This window comes from Agromyces chromiiresistens, assembly GCF_029167465.1.
GTDB lineage: Bacteria > Actinomycetota > Actinomycetes > Actinomycetales > Microbacteriaceae > Agromyces > Agromyces chromiiresistens.
This window is the reverse complement of record NZ_JARFNL010000001.1, coordinates 229,000-244,319: the sequence shown is the minus strand read 5'-3', so window position 1 is coordinate 244,319 and position 15,320 is coordinate 229,000. Positions and strand designations below refer to the sequence as shown.

Sequence of the window (15,320 nt, the reverse complement as noted above, 5' to 3'; positions counted from 1 at the left end):
GCGAGGGCTCGCTCCTCGCTACAGCATCGCCATGATCTGGCGGGCGATCATGCGCCCGGCCCGGCTGGCACCGATCGTCGAGGCCTGCGGTCCGTAGCCGGCGAGGAACACGCGCGGGTCGCTCCACGCCGCACCCTGCCCCACCGTCACTCCGCCGGCCTTCTCGCGCAGCTTGAGCGGCGCGAGGTGCCGCAGCTCGGGCCGGAACCCCGTGGCCCAGATGATCGCGTCGGCGCGCGCCGACCCCTGCTGCTCGCCGTCCCAGACGACGCGGTCGCCCTCGATGCGGTCGAACATCGGGCGCGCGACGAGGAGTCCGCGCTCGATCCCCGCGGCGATGCGGCGGCTCTTCGGCACGCCCGTTCCGCTCACGATCGAGGGCAGCGCCCGCCCGGAGCGGGCAGCCTCGTCCTGCATGGCGACGGCGGCCGATGCGCCCTCGAGGTCGAGCTCCTGCCGGTCGATCCAGTCGATCGGGCGCCGGGAGACCCAGGTGAGCCCGGCCGCGACATCCTCGAGCTCGAGCATGAAGCCGATCGCGCTCGTGCCGCCGCCGACGACGACGACGTGCTGGTCGCGGAAGTCCTCGGCGTCGGTGAAGTCGGAGGTGTGCACGTGGCGTCCCTCGAACTCGCCCATGCCCGGGTAGAACGGCACGAACGGCGAGCCCCACGTGCCGGTCGCGTTCACGAGGAACTGCGTCGCGAGCGCGTGCTGCGGCATGGTGGGCGTGGCGGGCGCCGAGAACGTCTTGCGGCGTCGGCCGAAGAGGCCGCGCGTCGTGAGCTCCTCGACGGGCTGGGGGCTGAGGTCCTCGTAGCGCACGAGCAGGTCGGCGCCCTCGTTCGACACCGAGCGCACGTTCATCGGGCGTCGCACCTGCAGGTCGAAGTGCTGCTCGAACCGGCCGTAGTAGTCGGCGACCACGTCCTTCGCGGGCAGTGCCCGGTCGGCCGTGTCGAAGCTGAGGCCGAGTTCGGCCATGCCCGGCAGGTCGTTCACGCGATGCGCGGTGCCGAGCCTGAGCGACGACCAGCGGTGCTGCCATGCGCCGCCGGGGCCGGGCGCGCGGTCGAGCATCACGAAGTCCTGCCCGGCGACGAGCTCGAATCGACGCAGGTAGTACGCGACCGAGAGCCCGGCCTGGCCGGCACCGATCACGACCACCTTCACGCGTTCGGGGCTCGTCGTCACCTGACAATCTCAGCATGTCTTGCTGTGTGCTCGCAGCACGTCGCCCGAGCGCGATCGGCAGGCTGTGGAGACCGGCGATCGGCGTCTTCGGCGGTGCTAAACTGGCGGCTGGACGAATTTCTCAAGGGAGCGCCGGGTGAAGACCATCCCACCCGGCCAGATGTCGTAAGGGGGTCACGCATGGGGCGCGGCCGTCAGAAAGCCAAGCACACCAAGGTCGCTCGGGAGCTGAAGTACTTCAGCCCCAACACCGACTACAACGCGCTTGAGCGCGAGCTCACCGGCTCGCAGCATGACGAGTACAGCGATGAGGCGTCGAAGTGGGCAGAGTATGCCGACGATGACGACGACACGTACGCTGACGACGACACCTACGCCGACGACGAGCAGCGCGAACAGCGCGCCTGATCGTCGCTCCGTCGAAGACACGCTCCCCGCGAACCTCCGCCGCTCCTGCTGAGCGCGCGCTCCCGTTCGTCGGTGCGCCTGCAGCAGGAACCGACGACGGCGCTTGCGCACCGATACCCTCGACGCATGGCCGCCGCCCACCGCAGCACCGATCGCGTGGTCGCGGGCCTGCGCGCGCAGCTCGAGCGTTCGAAGCGGTTCGAGGACACACTCGACCTCGCCGCCGCCTACGCGGCGTACGCACGGGTCGTGCGCCTGCTCGCGCCGCAGCTCGCCGACCTCCGCCGTGCCGCCGGCCTGCCGTCGACGCCGCCGAGGTGGGCGCGCTGGCGTGCGCGTCGCGCCGCCCGCACGTACGGGGGGATCGCCATGCCGACCGACCGGGTGTACACCTACTGGAATGCACCGGTCGAGACCGCCCCGCCGCTCGTGCGGGCGTGCATCGCCCAGCTGCGGCGGGTGCATCCCTCACTGCGCGTGCTCGACGGCGACTCCGCTCGTGACCTCGTCGAGATTCCCGACCGCGTCGCCGCACTCCTCGAGCACGACCGGCCCGCCCATTTCTCGGACTACGTGCGCACCGCCGTGCTCGCCGAGCACGGCGGGGTCTGGGTCGACGCGACGGCCTGGGTCGATCGTCCGCTCGACGACGAGCTGCGGCGGTGCCTGCGCGCCGGCACGGTGTTCCCGCGGTGGACGCGGCGGCAGATCGGCAACTGGTTCATCGCCTCGCATCCGGCGACCCCGATCATCGCACTGCAGCGCCTCGCCCTCGACGCGTGGTGGGCGGCGAACGACGACCTGCCCGACTACTTCCTCTACCACCGCGTCTTCGAGGTGCTGCAGGTACTCGTGCCCGAGGCTCGTGGGCAGTGGGACGCCGTGCCCACGCTCTCGTCGACGGCAGCGCACCTGCTGCAGCTCGAGATGATGCAGCCCTGGCGACCCGGAGTCGTGCGCCAGATCCTCGACGTGTCTCCGCTGCAGAAACTGAGCTACAAGTACGACGCGGTGCCGCCCGGCTCCGTGCTCGAGCGGCTGCTCGAGCACGGCCTCGCCGACTGAGCCGCCCGCACGGGCGATCGCTCGGCGCGGCTCACGCCGAGCGCACCCACGCGGCGGTCGTCTCGACGAAGCGCTCGAGCTCGTCGAGCGCGTTCGACGGCGTGATCGCGCGCAGCACGAGCTCGTCGGGCGCGCCCTCGTACGCGGCGAGCGCGTCGGGGTCGCCGATCGTCGCGTCGATCGCGCGGAAGCCGAGCCGGGCGAAGTTCGCCGCATAGGCCGGGAAGCCCTCGTACGCGGCGGCCTCGCGCTCGAGCGCGGGGCGTGCGGCATCGTCGACCGTCGTGCGCGTGTAGAGGATGCCGCGCACCGAGCGGGCTCCGCCGGCGTCGTGCAGCTCGGCGGTCGTCGTGGCCGCGGCGTCGGGGGTGAGCCAGTTGAAGAGCGCCCCGTCTCCGCGCTCGGCGGCCAGCCGCCGCATGCGCGGGCCGAGCGCCCCGACGACGATCGCCGCCTCGGTCGCGTCGCGCAGCGCCGCGATCCCCTGCTCGACGAGCGCGAGGGGTCGCTCGGCGCGCCCGGACCCGACGCCGAGCACGAGCCGGTCTGCGGGGATGCCGCCGAGCACGAGCGTGCCGGCCGGCCGGCGGTCGAGCGGGATCACGCCGGTCGCGAGGCCGATGCGCTCGGTGACCGACGCCGCCGCCCGGAGACCGTCGAGCGAGTCACCGCCCGGCAGGTCGTTGATCCACAGCGCGTGGAAGCCGAGCCGCTCGACGCGCGGCGCGAGCGCGCGCACCGTCTCGAGCGGGGTGAGGCTCGTGATGCCGATCGAGACGGGCGTGCGCATGTCGCCGCGGTCGCCGTCGCTCAGCTCGCGTAGCTGCCGACGAGGCGCACCGCGCCGCCGTCGACGCCCTTCGCGCCCTGCTCCCAGCGGTCGGCGCCCGCGACCTGCGGCGGCTCGCCGAGGCCCACGGTGCCGACCTGCCAGGCCGGCAGGCCGAGGCGGTCGAGTTCGGCGCTCACGGATGCCGCGGCGCCGGGCTCGACGACGGCGAAGAAGCCGATGCCGAGGTTCCAGGTGCCCTCGGTCGATTCGAGGCTCGTGCCGGCGAGCTCGTTGAGCACGCGGAACACGGGCGCCGGCGACCAGGTCGAGCGGTCGACCTCGGCGAACGAGCCGCGGGGCAGCACGCGCGCGAGGTTCGCGGCGATGCCGCCGCCTGTGACGTGCGAGAGCGAGTGCACGGCGTCGCCGTGCGGGCCTGCGAGCAGCTCGACGAGCTGGCCCGAGTAGAGGCGGGTCGGCTCGAGGAGCGCCTCGCCCCACGTCATGCCGAGCTCGGCCGAGGCGTGCCCGTAGGCGATGCCCTGGCCGGCGAGGATGTGGCGCACGAGCGAGAAGCCGTTGGAGTGCAGGCCGCTCGACGCGATCGCGATGACCGCGTCGCCCGACTGCACCTTCTCGGCGCCGAGCGCCTTGTCGGCCTCGACGACGCCGACCGCCGCGCCCGCGACGTCGTAGTCGTCGGCGCCCATGAGGCCCGGGTGCTCGGCGGTCTCGCCGCCGACGAGGGCGGTGCCGGTCTCGGCGCAGGCACGGGCGATGCCCGTCACGATCGAGGCGATGCGCTCGGGCACGACCTTGCCGCACGCGATGTAGTCGGTCATGAAGAGCGGCTTCGCACCGACCACGACGATGTCGTCGACGACCATGCCCACGAGGTCCTGGCCGATCGTGTCGTGCTTGTCGAGCGCCTGCGCGATCGCGATCTTCGTGCCGACGCCGTCGGTCGAGGTCGCGAGGAGCGGCCGCTCGAAGTCCTTCGCGAAGGAGAGGTCGTAGAGGCCGGCGAAGCCGCCCACCCCGCCGAGCACGTTGGGCCCGTGGGTCTTGGCGACCGCCTCCTTCATGAGTTCGACGGCGAGGTCGCCGGCTGCGGTGTCGACTCCGGCAGCGGCGTAGGACGAGTTCGCGCTCACCCGTCAAGGGTACCGGGCCGCGTCGCTGCCGCCGACTGGGGTGGGCGAGCGTAGAATTCGGGGTATGCAGCCAGGGGCGGCACCGTCGTGGGTGATCCGTGAGAATGCGAGTCGCCCGGTTCTGCTCGCGCTCTATCTGCGCGAGGTGCTCGCGATCTCCTCCCCCGTCGAACTGCCGCGACTGCGCGACGTCGGCCCCGTCGGCGAACGGCTCGAGATCGACGAGCACGACCTGCTCGAGCGCCAGTGGCGCGCGTGGTGGGCGATGACCGTCGAGCCCGAGGCGCATCCGTCGCCCGTGCCGCTCGAACTCGTCGAGGCGTTCGACACCGACGTCGCCCTGCCGGTGAAGGGCGCCGAGATCCTCGCGCGAGAGATCGTCCCGCACGCCGAGGCCGCCCGCGCATGGACGGAGTGGGCGCACGACGCGTATCGCAACGCCTCCGCGGCCCGCCGCGGCGACTCGTACCGCGCGTACGCCGGCACCATCGCCGAGCACGAGCGCGAGGTCGGGCGCCGCGCCCACTCGTTCGAGCTCAACGTCGAGGTGCTGCCGCTGTCGGGCACCGGCGTCTGGTGGATCGGCGCGATGACCGTCGGCGTCACCGATTCGCTGCGGTCGGACGCCTCGGCCTTCGACGACGCGATCCACCCGATCATCGCCGAACTCGCGTAGGCGGGCGTGACAGACTCTCTCGCATGAGCATCTGGTTCGGCGAGCCCTCCCTCGAGTGGGCGAACTCCCGCCGCGACGGCACCGCGATCCACGCACTCGGCATCGAGATGACCGAGGTCACCGACGAGTCCCTGAAGGGCCGCATGCCCGTCGACGGCCGCACGCGCCAGCCCGGGGGCGTGCTGCACGGCGGCGCCTCCGTCGCCCTCGCCGAGACGCTCGCGAGCTGGGGCGCGACCTTCACGGTCGACCCGGCGCAGTTCTACTGCGTCGGCATGGAGATCAACGCGAACCACCTGCGCCCGATCGCCGAGGGATGGGTCTACGGCGAGGCGCGCCCGATCACTCGCGGCCGCACGACGCAGGTGTGGGACATCCGCATCACGCAGGAGGACGGCAAGCTCGTGTGCATCTCGCGGTGCACGATGGCGGTGCTTCCGAAGCCCTCGGAGTACTGAGCCCGGTCATCGGTCGAGCACGCGCGGATGCCTCGGCGCCGGCGCACCGCCCGGATCAGCCGGTCGGTGCCATCGGTCGCGCCCGCTCGACCGACGCGATGACCGCGGCGATCGCCCGCTCGAACCGGTGCTCGGGCGGGGCGCCGTACCCGACCACCATCGTCGGCGGACGCGACGCGACGGTCGCGGCATCCGCGGCGTACGAGGCGAGCCCGCCGTAGCGCAGGCCGATCGCCGAGGCCGCGCGCTCCACCTCCGCCTCGGCGATACCGCCCGGCAGTTCGAGCAGGCAGTGCAGGCCGGCCTCGAGCCCCGTCACCCGGGCACCGGGCAGTCCGTCGGCGATGAGCCGCTCGAGCCGCTCGCGGCGGGCCCGGTAGCGCAGGCGCGCACCGCGCACGGCCCGGTCGTAGTCGCCCGCCGAGATGAGTGCGGCGAGCGCGAGCTGCGACAGCGCATCGGTCGCAGCGCCGCTCAGCCGTCGTTGCTCGAGCACCGCGTCGCGCAGCGTCGGCGGCACGACGCCCCAGCCGATGCCGAGCGCGGGCGCGAGCGCCTTGCTCGCGGTTCCGCCGTAGACGGTCTGCGCGGGGGCGAGCGCCTGGAACGCGCCGATCGCCCGCCCGTCGAAGCGGAACTCGCCGTCGTAGTCGTCCTCGATCACGATCGCGCCGGCGTCGCGCGCCCAGTCGGCGAGCGTCGTGCGTCGTGCCGCGGAGAGCGGAACCCCGGTGGGGAACTGGTGCGCGGGCGTGACGAGCACGGCGTCGACGCCCGTGGCGGCCAGCCGGTCGACGACCATGCCGTCGGCGTCGAGCGGGACCGGCACGGGCTCGAGGCCCGCCGCGGCGAGCACGTCCCGGTGCGAGGAGTGCCCGTACGCCTCGACCGCGATGCGCCGTCCGCCGCGGGCGGTGATCGCCCGGGCCACGAGCGAGAGCAGTTCGCCGAAGCCGTGGGTGACGACGAGGCCGTCGGCGCCGGCGACGACGCCGCGGGTGCGCGCCAGGTACCCGGCGAGCGCCGTGCGCAGCCCGGCCGCGCCTTCTGGCGCGCCGTAGGCGAAGGCGGCTGCGGGCGCGTCGGCCAGCGCCCGCGCGACGGCGCGACCCCACGCCGACCGGCCGAAGCCCGAGGCGTCCGGCAGCCCGCCGCGAAGGTCGAGGTCGAACCGGGTGGATCGGTCGACGCGCGCTCCCGGTGCGGGCTCGGGCACCCCGCGCACCCAGGTGCCCGAGCCGACCCGCGCCTCGAGCCGCCCCTCGCCGACGAGCCGGGCGTAGACCTCGGCCACGCTGTTGCGCGCGAGGCCGAGGTCGGCCGCGAGGGCACGGCTGGGCGGCAGCCGGATGCCCGGCGCGAGCCGGCCGTCGACCATGGCAGCGCGCAACGCCTCCTCGAGCGACGCGGCCTTGCGCCGCGGGTCGACCTCGAGATGCAGATCCAATCCGGAATTGGCCCAATCCTGTGCCACGGCATTGGACGTTACCAGCGCGGCGGTCGATCCGTAGCGTGACTCCCATGACCACGACGACCATCGACACCGCCCCGCCCACCGCTCCCGTCGCCCCGACCCGGCGACTCGACCTCGACGGGGTCGCGCCCGCGTTCGTCCGGGCGGTGAGCGCGCTCGACGACGCCGCCGAGGCCGAGGCCGACCGCGCCGGCATCGAGAAGGGGCTGCGCGAACTCGTGCGCCTCCGCGCCTCGCAGCTCAACGGCTGCTCGTACTGCGTCGACCTGCACTCGCGCGACGCGGCCACGGCCGGCGAGCACGTGCAGCGCCTCTACGCGGTCGCCGTCTGGCGCGAGTCGAACTTCTTCACGGCGCGCGAGCGCGCGGCGTTCGAGCTCGTCGACGCCGTCACCCGGCTCTCGGAGACCCACGTGCCCGACGACGTCTGGCACGAGGCATCCACCGCGTTCACCGACGACGAGCTCGCGGCGCTGCTCGCCCTCGTCGTCTCGGTGAACGCGTGGAACGAACTCGCCGTCTCGACGCGCGGATGGCGCCCCAAGCTGCGCATCTGAGCAACCCCCCGCACTCGGCGGGCTCACCCGCGCGGTGTGGGAGAATCGACGAGGCCGGTTCCGGTCGTTCACCACACCCCCACGAGGAGCCATCGCTCGCATGTGCGGCATCGTCGGCATCGTCTCCACCGAGCCCGTCAACCAGCAGATCTACGACAGCCTGCTGCTCCTGCAGCACCGCGGCCAGGATTCGACGGGCATCGCGACCGCCGACGGCCCCGTCTTCCACATGGCGAAGGCGCGCGGGCAGGTGCGCGAGGCGTTCCGCACCCGCGACATGCGCTCGCTCATCGGCAACATGGGGCTCGGGCACGTGCGGTACACGACGAAGGGCGCCGCCGAGCGCGAAGAGGAGGCGCAGCCGTTCTACGTGAACGCGCCGTACGGCATCATCCTCGTGCACAACGGCAACCTCACGAACACGCGCGAGCTCTCGAGCGACCTGTTCTCGATCGACCGCCGCCACGTGAACTCGACGAGCGACACCGAGATGCTGCTCAACGTGCTCGCGACCGAGCTGCAGGGCCAGATCAAGGGCCTCGAGCTCGACCCCGACCAGGTGTTCGAGGCGGTCTCGCAGGTGCACGAGCGCGTCGAGGGGTCGTACGCGGTGATCTCGATGATCGCCGGTTACGGCCTGCTCGCGTTCCGCGACCCGTTCGGCATCCGCCCGCTCATCCTCGGCAAGCGCGTCACCGAGTCCGGCCGCGACGAGTGGATCGTGGCGAGCGAGTCGCTCGTGCTCGAGAACGGCGACTACGAGATCGTGCGCGACGTCGAGCCCGGCGAGGCGATCTTCATCACCCTCGACGGCGAGATGATCTCGCGCCAGTGCGCGAAGAACCCGGTGCTCGTGCCGTGCTCGTTCGAGTACGTCTACCTCGCCCGACCCGACTCGGTCATGAACGGCATCTCGGTCTACGAGTCGCGCCTGCGCATGGGCGACCGCCTCGCCGACACCGTGGCGACGCACATGCCGCTCGGCGACGTCGACGTCGTCATGCCCATCCCCGACTCGTCGCGCCCGTCGGCGATGCAGGTCGCCCAGAAGCTCGGCATCGAGTACCGCGAGGGCTTCTACAAGAACCGCTACGTCGGCCGCACCTTCATCATGCCCGGCCAGTCCGAGCGCAAGCGATCGGTGCGCCAGAAGCTCAACGCCATGGGTACCGAGTTCCGCGGCAAGAACATCCTCATCGTCGACGACTCGATCGTGCGGGGCACCACGTCGCAGCAGATCGTGCAGATGGCCCGCGACGCCGGCGCCAACAAGGTGACGTTCGCCTCGGCCGCCCCGCCCGTGCGCTACCCGCACGTGTACGGCATCAACATGCCGAGCCGGCAGGAGCTCATCGCCCACGGGCGCAAGATCCCCGAGATCGCGGCCGAGCTCGGCGCCGACCACATGATCTACCAGGAGGTCGCCGACCTGCAGGCGGCGATCACCGAGGGCACCTCGATCGACCGGCTCGACCTCTCGTGCTTCACGGGCGAGTACGTCACCGGCACGGTCACCGAGGAGTACCTCGGCTGGGTGGAGCGCACGCAGCTCAGCTGAGCGGCGCGACGAGCCGACGCCTCCGCTCCGACTCCTCCGACACTGAATCGCGAGCCGACTCGGTGTCGGAGTCGCCACGCGCGTGCGCCGGCGGGTCGGCCGAACGACGACTGGATGCCGCGCGGCGACGTCGATGCCATGCCGCAGGGACCCGAGCCGACGGGGAACCCGATCGACGGGTGTCGGGAGGCGTCTCAGCCGTCGACGCGGTGCGTCTCGTCGTGCTCGGCGACGGCGTGCGTGACGCGGCGCGACATGGCGCGATCGACGACGAGGGCGACGAGGGCGCCGAGGGCGACGCCGACGGCGACGCCGCCGAGCAGCAGGAAGCCGAACACCTGGCCCTGGTCGTACGTGAAGTCCTCTTGCACGCGCTCGGCGATCTGCGCCTCCGTCGGCGCGAAGGCGAACGAGAGCACGAACGCGACGATCACACCGACGACCGCGCCTGCGAGCATCCACACCCCGTAGCGCGGAGACCGCCGGACCACGACCTCGTCGCGGGTCGCCTCGGTCTCGTACTGTGGTTCGGGCCGTTCGTGGGTGTCGCTCACCCTTCCATTGTCGCGCACCGGCGGCCGGGGAACGCCGCTCGCGCTCAGACGACCGGCAGCAGCCCCTCGAGGTCGGCGCGCTGCCCGGAGGCGTGCACCGTGCCCGACGTTCGGGCGTCGGCCCACGACCGCGCGCCCGTCGCGAGGGCGAGCCAGGTCGCGGCGTCGGTCTCGATCACGTTGGGCGGCGTGCCGCGGGTGTGCTTCGGCCCCTCGACGCACTGCACGGCCGCGAACGGCGGCACCCGCACCTCGAGCGTGCCGCCCGGCGCCTGCTCGGCGAGCAGCTGCAGCGAGTACCGCACCGCGAGGGCGAGCGTCGCACGGTCGACCGAGGACGTCGCGGCCGCGACATCCCCCTCGTGCCGTGCCGCGATCGCGACGATCGTCGCGACCGCCGCCCGCCCGATCTCGTCGCCGATCCTCGCTCGTGCCATGTGGGCGATTCTGCCACCGACGGGCGACGTGCCTGCGCGCGTCAGGCGTCGCGCGTGCGCCCGCCCTTGGGCGAGACGCCCATGAGCGTGAGGACGAGGATCATCACCGCGCCGGCGAAGATCGCGATGTCGGCGACGTTGCCGATGAACCAGTCGCCGTACCCGATGAAGTCGACGACGTGACCCCGGCCGAATCCGGGCTCCCGGAACAGTCGATCGCCGAGGTGCGTCACGGCGCCGCCGAGCAGCAGCCCGAGCGCGATCGTCCAGCCGACCGAGCGCACCCGCCACGCGTACCACGCGACGGCGACGGCGCCGACGCCCGCGAGGATCGCGAAGATCCACGTGTGCTCGGTGCCGATCGAGAACGCGGCGCCCGGGTTGTACACGAGCACGAAGCGGATGAGATCGCCGATCACGGGAACGGCGGTGCCGTCGCCGAGTTCGGCGACGGCCCACCACTTGCTGGCCTGATCGACGACCACGACGACGACGGCGATGGCGATCACCCACCAGAACAGGCGCCGGCCGGATGCTGCGGGCTCGCGCGCGGCCGCGGGGCCGGCGTCGGTCGGTGCGTCGCCGGGAGCGGCCGGGTCTGAGCTCATCCGGACATTCTCGCACCGGCGCGCGTTCGCGGCCGCCGCCGTCGAAGCGGAGGGCGACGGCCCGAAGCGGTAGCCTGATCCGGTGAGAATCCTCGTCCTCGGCTCGGGCGCGCGCGAGCACGCCATCATCCTCGCGCTCCTCGATGAGGAGGCCGGCCACGAGATCATCGCCGCTCCCGGCAACGCCGGCATCGCGGCATCGCCGACCTCGTCGGCCCGCGGCAGCGTGACGACCGTCGGCATCGACGCGACCGACGCCGATCTCGTCACCGGGTACGCCGCCGACAACGGCATCGACCTCGTCGTCGTCGGCCCCGAGGCCCCCCTCGTCGCCGGCGTCGCCGACGCGCTCCGCGCCCGCGGCATCCCGGTGTTCGGGCCGGGCAGGCAGGCGGCAGCACTCGAGGGCTCGAAGACCTTCGCGAAGCGCATCATGGAGGCCGCTGGCGTCCCGACCGGCCGCGCGACGCTCGCCACCACCATCGACGAGGTCGCCGCGACGCTCGACGAGTTCGGTGCGCCGCACGTCGTGAAGGCCGACGGCCTCGCCGCCGGCAAGGGCGTGCTCGTCACCGAAGACCGCGACGCCGCGCTCGCGCACGCCGCCCACTACCTGCAGCAGGGCCCCGTGCTCGTCGAGGAGTTCCTCGACGGCCAGGAGGTCTCGCTCTTCCTCCTCTCCGACGGCGAGCACGTGCTGCCGCTCTCACCCGCCCAGGACTACAAGCGCCTGCGCGACGGCGACCAGGGCCCGAACACGGGCGGCATGGGCGCCTACTCCCCGCTGCCCTGGCTCGCCGACGCGGTCGACGGTCGAGGCGGTCGGTTCGGCAGCGAGCAGGCATTCGTCGACGAGGTCATCGAGACCATCGCGCTGCCGACGGTGCGCCGGCTCGCGTCGGAGGAGACGCCGTTCATCGGCCTGCTCTACGCGGGACTCATCCTCACCTCCCGCGGGATCCGCGTGATCGAGTTCAACGCCCGCTTCGGCGACCCCGAGACCCAGGTCGTGCTGCCCCGCCTCGAGACCCCGCTGTCGGGCCTGCTGCTCGCGGCCGCCACGGGTGGGCTGGGCGGGCTCGACCGGCCGGTGTTCAGCGACCGGGCCGCCGTCACGGTCGTGCTCGCGAGCGAGGGCTACCCCGAGTCACCCGAGACGGGCCGGGTCATCGAGGGGCTCGACGCCGCGGCATCCGTGCCCGGCGTGCACCTCGCCCACGCCGCGACCGCGGTGGGCGCCCTGCCCGACGACGCGCAGCCGGGCGACGACGCGCCGCTCATCGCGACCGGCGGCCGCGTGCTCAACGTGGTCGCCCTCGGCGACGGCTTCGCCGACGCCCGCCGACGCGCCTACGAGGCCCTCGGCCAGGTGCGGCTCGACGGCGGCCAGTACCGCACCGACATCGCGGCGCGCGTCGCGGAGTGAGCGGCGAAGCGGCCCGAAGCGAGGAGATCAGCATGACCGACACCGGTGAACTGCCCGGCTGGACCCACGTCTACTCGGGCAAGGTGCGCGACCTGTACGTGCCGACGAAGCTGATGACCGACGACGACAGCTGGACGGGCGACCCGCTCGCGACCTCGCCCGTCGTGCTCGTCGTCGCGAGCGACCGCGTGAGCGCGTTCGACCACCTGCTCGAGCCGGCGATCCCGGGCAAGGGCGCCATGCTCACGGCGCTCACGCACTGGTGGTTCGACGAGCTTCCACAGGTGCCGAACCACCTCGCGCACCCGCTCGACGACCGGCTCGAGGTGCTCGAGCTCCCCGAGGTGCCGGCCGAGGTCGCCGACCGGGCGACGCTGTGCCGCACGCTCGACATGTTCCCGATCGAGTGCGTCGTGCGCGGGTACCTCACGGGCAGCGGCTACAAGGAGTACGTCGCGACCGGTGCGATCGGCGGCATCGAGCTGCCCGAGGGCCTCGCCGACGGCGACCGCCTGCCCGAGCCGATCTACACGCCCGCATGGAAGGCGCCGCTCGGCGCGCACGACGAGAACATCTCGTACGAGCGCACGATCGAGCTCGTCGGCGAGGTCGTCGCCGCGCAGCTGCGCGAGCTCTCGCTCGAGGTGTTCGCACGCGCCTCGACCATCGCCGAAGAGCGCGGGCTCATCCTCGCCGACACGAAGTTCGAGTTCGGCGCCGACCGCGCGACGGGCATCGTGACGCTCGCCGACGAGGTGCTCACGAGCGATTCGAGCCGGTACTGGGATGCCGCGGCCTACGCCGCCGGCACGACCCCGGCCGAGCGCATGGCGAGCTTCGACAAGCAGATCGTGCGCGACTGGCTCGCCGCGAACTGGGACCAGCAGGGCCGCCCGCCGGTGCTGCCCGACGAGGTCGTCGCACAGACCGCCGCGCGATATCGCGAGCTGCTCGACCGGCTGCGGCTGCCGATCGAGGGTTGACGAGCGGGCGCTCGGAACCCGGTGGTCGAGGAGCGAAGCGAATCGAGACCCGCGCGATGGACACGAGGAGGTGACCCCCGCCCGATGAACCTCGACGACCTGCGCCGCCTGCGCCGCGCCCGCGACACGATGGACCGCGACTACGAGCAGCCGCTCGACGTGGAGGCGCTCGCGAGGGTCGCCCTCATGTCGGCGGGGCACTTCTCGCGCAGCTTCCGCGAGGCGTACGGCGAGACTCCGTACAGCTACCTCATGACGCGGCGCATCGAGCGGGCCAAGGCGCTGCTGCGCCGCGGCGACCTCAGCGTGACCGAGGTGTGCTTCGCGGTCGGCTGTACCTCGCTCGGTTCGTTCAGCTCGCGGTTCACCGAGCTCGTCGGCGAGAGCCCGAGCGCCTACCGGGCCCGGTCGCACGACGTCGCGGCGCCGATTCCGGCGTGCATCGTGAAGATCCAGACCCGCCCCGTCAGGAATGGAGAAGCGGGCAAGACCTCGCCTCGGTAGCGTCGAGGTCATGGACATCTCACTCTCCCAGTGCTTCATCGCGGTCGACGACCACGACACCGCGATCCCCTTCTACCGCGACGTGCTCGGCCTCGAGGTGCGCAACGACATCGCCTACGAGGGCATGCGATGGGTCACGGTCGGCTCGCCGTCGCAGCCCGACGTCAACATCGTGCTCGAACCGCCGATCGCCGACCCGAACGCGACCCAGTCCGACAAGGATGCCGCGGCGCAACTGCTCGCCAAGGGCCTGCTGCGCGGCGTGAACTTCACGACGCCCGACGTCGACGCGACGTTCGAGTCGATCCGCGCCGCGGGCGCCGAGGTGCTGCAGGAGCCGATGGACCAGTTCTACGGCGTGCGCGACTGCGCCTTCCGCGACCCTGCGGGCAACATGCTGCGCTTCAGCCAGCCGAGCGCTGGATGACGAGCGCCGCCGCGCAGCGGCCGACTCGAGCCCCCAGCGCGGGCCGCTGACTCGACGGTGGGAACTTCTGACCCGCCGACGGCGTGTCGCGACTCAACACGCGGACGTGGTCTCAGAAGTTCCTACAGTTCTGCGCGGTCGCCGGCGACCGGGGCGGCGAGCCCCAGCTCCGCGACGACCTCGGCGACCCGCGCCCGCTGCCCCTCGTCGAGGCCGAGGATCGGCCGCGGCAGGCACCGGGCGGGCGCGAGCCCGAGCTGTTCGGCGATCGCGGCGACGACGCGCAGGCTTCCGCCGAGCTCGGCGAACAGCTTCCACAGCGGATCGAGCCGGGCCGATTCCGCGTACGCGTCGGAGACCCGCCCGGCCTGCGCCGCGCGCGTGATGCGCAGCGCCGGCTCGGGCAGCGTGCCGCCGATGACCGAGTACCAGACGTCGCAACCGGCGTTCAGCCCGGTCGCCGCGAACGCATCGCCCGAGATGCCGATGCTGACATGCGGCGGTACGACCGCGCGGATCGCGGCGACCCGCTCGCGCATCGCCGCCTCATCGAGCGGCATGCCCGGGATCTTGATCGACGCGACGCCCGGCAGCTCGGCGAGCCGCGCGTAGAGCTCGCTCGTGAAGGCGAAGTGCGTCGTGGCGGGGTTGTCGTAGACGATGACCGGCAGCTCGGTGCTCGACACGACCTCACGGAACAGCTCGACGACGTCGTCGTGCGTGAGCGGCTGGTACGTCATCGGGGCGAGCAGCACTCCCCTGGCCCCCGCCGCCTCGGCATTGCGCACGTTCGCGAGCACGTCGCGGGTGCGCAACGCGCCCACGCCGACGACGACCGGCGTCTCGCCTGCGTGCTCGACCGCGAGCCGCGCGACGCTGGCCCGTTCGTCGGTCGACAGGTAGGCGTACGACCCGGTCGAGCCGAGCGCGGTGATCGTGTCGACACCCGCGGAAGCGAGCCGCCCGACGAGCCCGGCGAACGCGCGCTCGTCGACGGCGTCGTCGGAGAACGGCGTGAGCGGAAACGCGCTGAGTCCGGTGAAGATGCCTGCGCCGGACATGCGA

18 protein-coding genes are annotated in these 15,320 nt (G+C 72.6%); 10 read left to right on the top strand and 8 right to left on the bottom strand.

The annotated features are described in order from the left end of the window. Positions 1 to 18 precede the first annotated feature (18 nt). Positions 19 to 1,194, bottom strand: coding sequence for an FAD-dependent oxidoreductase (locus tag PX701_RS01095; protein WP_231429717.1), 1,176 nt, complete (start codon positions 1,192 to 1,194; stop codon positions 19 to 21). Between the two features lie 180 nt (positions 1,195 to 1,374). Here PX701_RS01095 and PX701_RS01090 point away from each other — a divergent pair, with 180 nt between their 5' ends. Then, positions 1,375 to 1,602, top strand: a complete 228-nt coding sequence (locus PX701_RS01090; protein WP_231429716.1) for a DUF3073 domain-containing protein — start codon at positions 1,375 to 1,377, stop codon at positions 1,600 to 1,602. A 126-nt stretch (positions 1,603 to 1,728) separates the two neighbouring features. Then, positions 1,729 to 2,667 carry a capsular polysaccharide synthesis protein gene (locus tag PX701_RS01085; protein ID WP_275505223.1) on the top strand — a complete coding sequence of 313 codons (939 nt, stop codon included), beginning with the start codon at positions 1,729 to 1,731 and terminating at the stop codon, positions 2,665 to 2,667. A gap of 31 nt (positions 2,668 to 2,698) precedes the next feature. Here the strand turns inward: PX701_RS01085 and PX701_RS01080 are convergent, their stop codons facing one another. Beyond that, entirely contained in the window at positions 2,699 to 3,457 is a 759-nt protein-coding gene (locus tag PX701_RS01080; protein ID WP_231429714.1) for an LLM class flavin-dependent oxidoreductase, read from the bottom strand. A gap of 20 nt (positions 3,458 to 3,477) precedes the next feature. Beyond that, positions 3,478 to 4,593 (bottom strand): phosphoribosylformylglycinamidine cyclo-ligase, encoded by a 1,116-nt coding sequence (gene purM / locus PX701_RS01075; protein ID WP_275505222.1) that lies wholly within the window; start codon positions 4,591 to 4,593, stop codon positions 3,478 to 3,480. Between the two features lie 64 nt (positions 4,594 to 4,657). Between purM and PX701_RS01070 the strand changes: the two genes are divergently transcribed. After that, positions 4,658 to 5,269, top strand: a complete 612-nt coding sequence (locus PX701_RS01070; protein ID WP_231429712.1) for a zinc-binding alcohol dehydrogenase — start codon at positions 4,658 to 4,660, stop codon at positions 5,267 to 5,269. A 23-nt stretch (positions 5,270 to 5,292) separates the two neighbouring features. Next, complete coding sequence (locus PX701_RS01065; protein WP_231429711.1) at positions 5,293 to 5,727, top strand: PaaI family thioesterase; 435 nt, start codon at positions 5,293 to 5,295, stop codon at positions 5,725 to 5,727. Positions 5,728 to 5,782: 55 nt separating this feature from the next. Here the strand turns inward: PX701_RS01065 and pdxR are convergent, their stop codons facing one another. Continuing rightward, positions 5,783 to 7,174, bottom strand: a complete 1,392-nt coding sequence (pdxR, locus tag PX701_RS01060) for a MocR-like pyridoxine biosynthesis transcription factor PdxR (RefSeq protein ID WP_275505221.1) — start codon at positions 7,172 to 7,174, stop codon at positions 5,783 to 5,785. A gap of 74 nt (positions 7,175 to 7,248) precedes the next feature. Here pdxR and PX701_RS01055 point away from each other — a divergent pair, with 74 nt between their 5' ends. Both PX701_RS01055 and purF read left to right on the top strand, forming a co-directional pair. Beyond that, positions 7,249 to 7,758, top strand: a complete 510-nt coding sequence (locus PX701_RS01055) for a carboxymuconolactone decarboxylase family protein (RefSeq protein WP_231429709.1) — start codon at positions 7,249 to 7,251, stop codon at positions 7,756 to 7,758. A 100-nt stretch (positions 7,759 to 7,858) separates the two neighbouring features. After that, entirely contained in the window at positions 7,859 to 9,316 is a 1,458-nt protein-coding gene (purF, locus tag PX701_RS01050; RefSeq protein ID WP_231429708.1) for an amidophosphoribosyltransferase, read from the top strand. Positions 9,317 to 9,510: 194 nt separating this feature from the next. Here the strand turns inward: purF and PX701_RS01045 are convergent, their stop codons facing one another. From PX701_RS01045 to lspA, 3 genes are read right to left on the bottom strand one after another with little or no spacing between them, the layout of a single operon-like run. Then, complete coding sequence (locus PX701_RS01045; protein WP_275505220.1) at positions 9,511 to 9,870, bottom strand: potassium transporter Trk; 360 nt, start codon at positions 9,868 to 9,870, stop codon at positions 9,511 to 9,513. Between the two features lie 44 nt (positions 9,871 to 9,914). After that, the gene (locus PX701_RS01040) at positions 9,915 to 10,307 is read right to left on the bottom strand and encodes a sterol carrier family protein (RefSeq protein WP_231429706.1); all 393 of its coding nucleotides are present in this window, start codon (positions 10,305 to 10,307) and stop codon (positions 9,915 to 9,917) included. Between the two features lie 41 nt (positions 10,308 to 10,348). Next, entirely contained in the window at positions 10,349 to 10,915 is a 567-nt protein-coding gene (gene lspA, locus PX701_RS01035; RefSeq protein WP_231429705.1) for a signal peptidase II, read from the bottom strand. An 82-nt stretch (positions 10,916 to 10,997) separates the two neighbouring features. Here lspA and purD point away from each other — a divergent pair, with 82 nt between their 5' ends. The 4 genes from purD to PX701_RS01015 all read left to right on the top strand — a co-directional run bounded on the left by purD (position 10,998) and on the right by PX701_RS01015 (position 14,255). Next, entirely contained in the window at positions 10,998 to 12,341 is a 1,344-nt protein-coding gene (gene purD, locus PX701_RS01030; protein ID WP_275505219.1) for a phosphoribosylamine--glycine ligase, read from the top strand. A gap of 32 nt (positions 12,342 to 12,373) precedes the next feature. After that, positions 12,374 to 13,324, top strand: a complete 951-nt coding sequence (locus tag PX701_RS01025) for a phosphoribosylaminoimidazolesuccinocarboxamide synthase (RefSeq protein ID WP_231429703.1) — start codon at positions 12,374 to 12,376, stop codon at positions 13,322 to 13,324. Between the two features lie 84 nt (positions 13,325 to 13,408). Beyond that, the gene (locus PX701_RS01020; RefSeq protein WP_231429702.1) at positions 13,409 to 13,828 is read left to right on the top strand and encodes a helix-turn-helix transcriptional regulator; all 420 of its coding nucleotides are present in this window, start codon (positions 13,409 to 13,411) and stop codon (positions 13,826 to 13,828) included. 10 nt (positions 13,829 to 13,838) lie between these two features. Next, positions 13,839 to 14,255 (top strand): VOC family protein, encoded by a 417-nt coding sequence (locus PX701_RS01015; RefSeq protein ID WP_231429701.1) that lies wholly within the window; start codon positions 13,839 to 13,841, stop codon positions 14,253 to 14,255. A 122-nt stretch (positions 14,256 to 14,377) separates the two neighbouring features. Here the strand turns inward: PX701_RS01015 and PX701_RS01010 are convergent, their stop codons facing one another. After that, entirely contained in the window at positions 14,378 to 15,316 is a 939-nt protein-coding gene (locus tag PX701_RS01010) for a dihydrodipicolinate synthase family protein (protein WP_275505218.1), read from the bottom strand. Positions 15,317 to 15,320 lie beyond the last annotated feature (4 nt).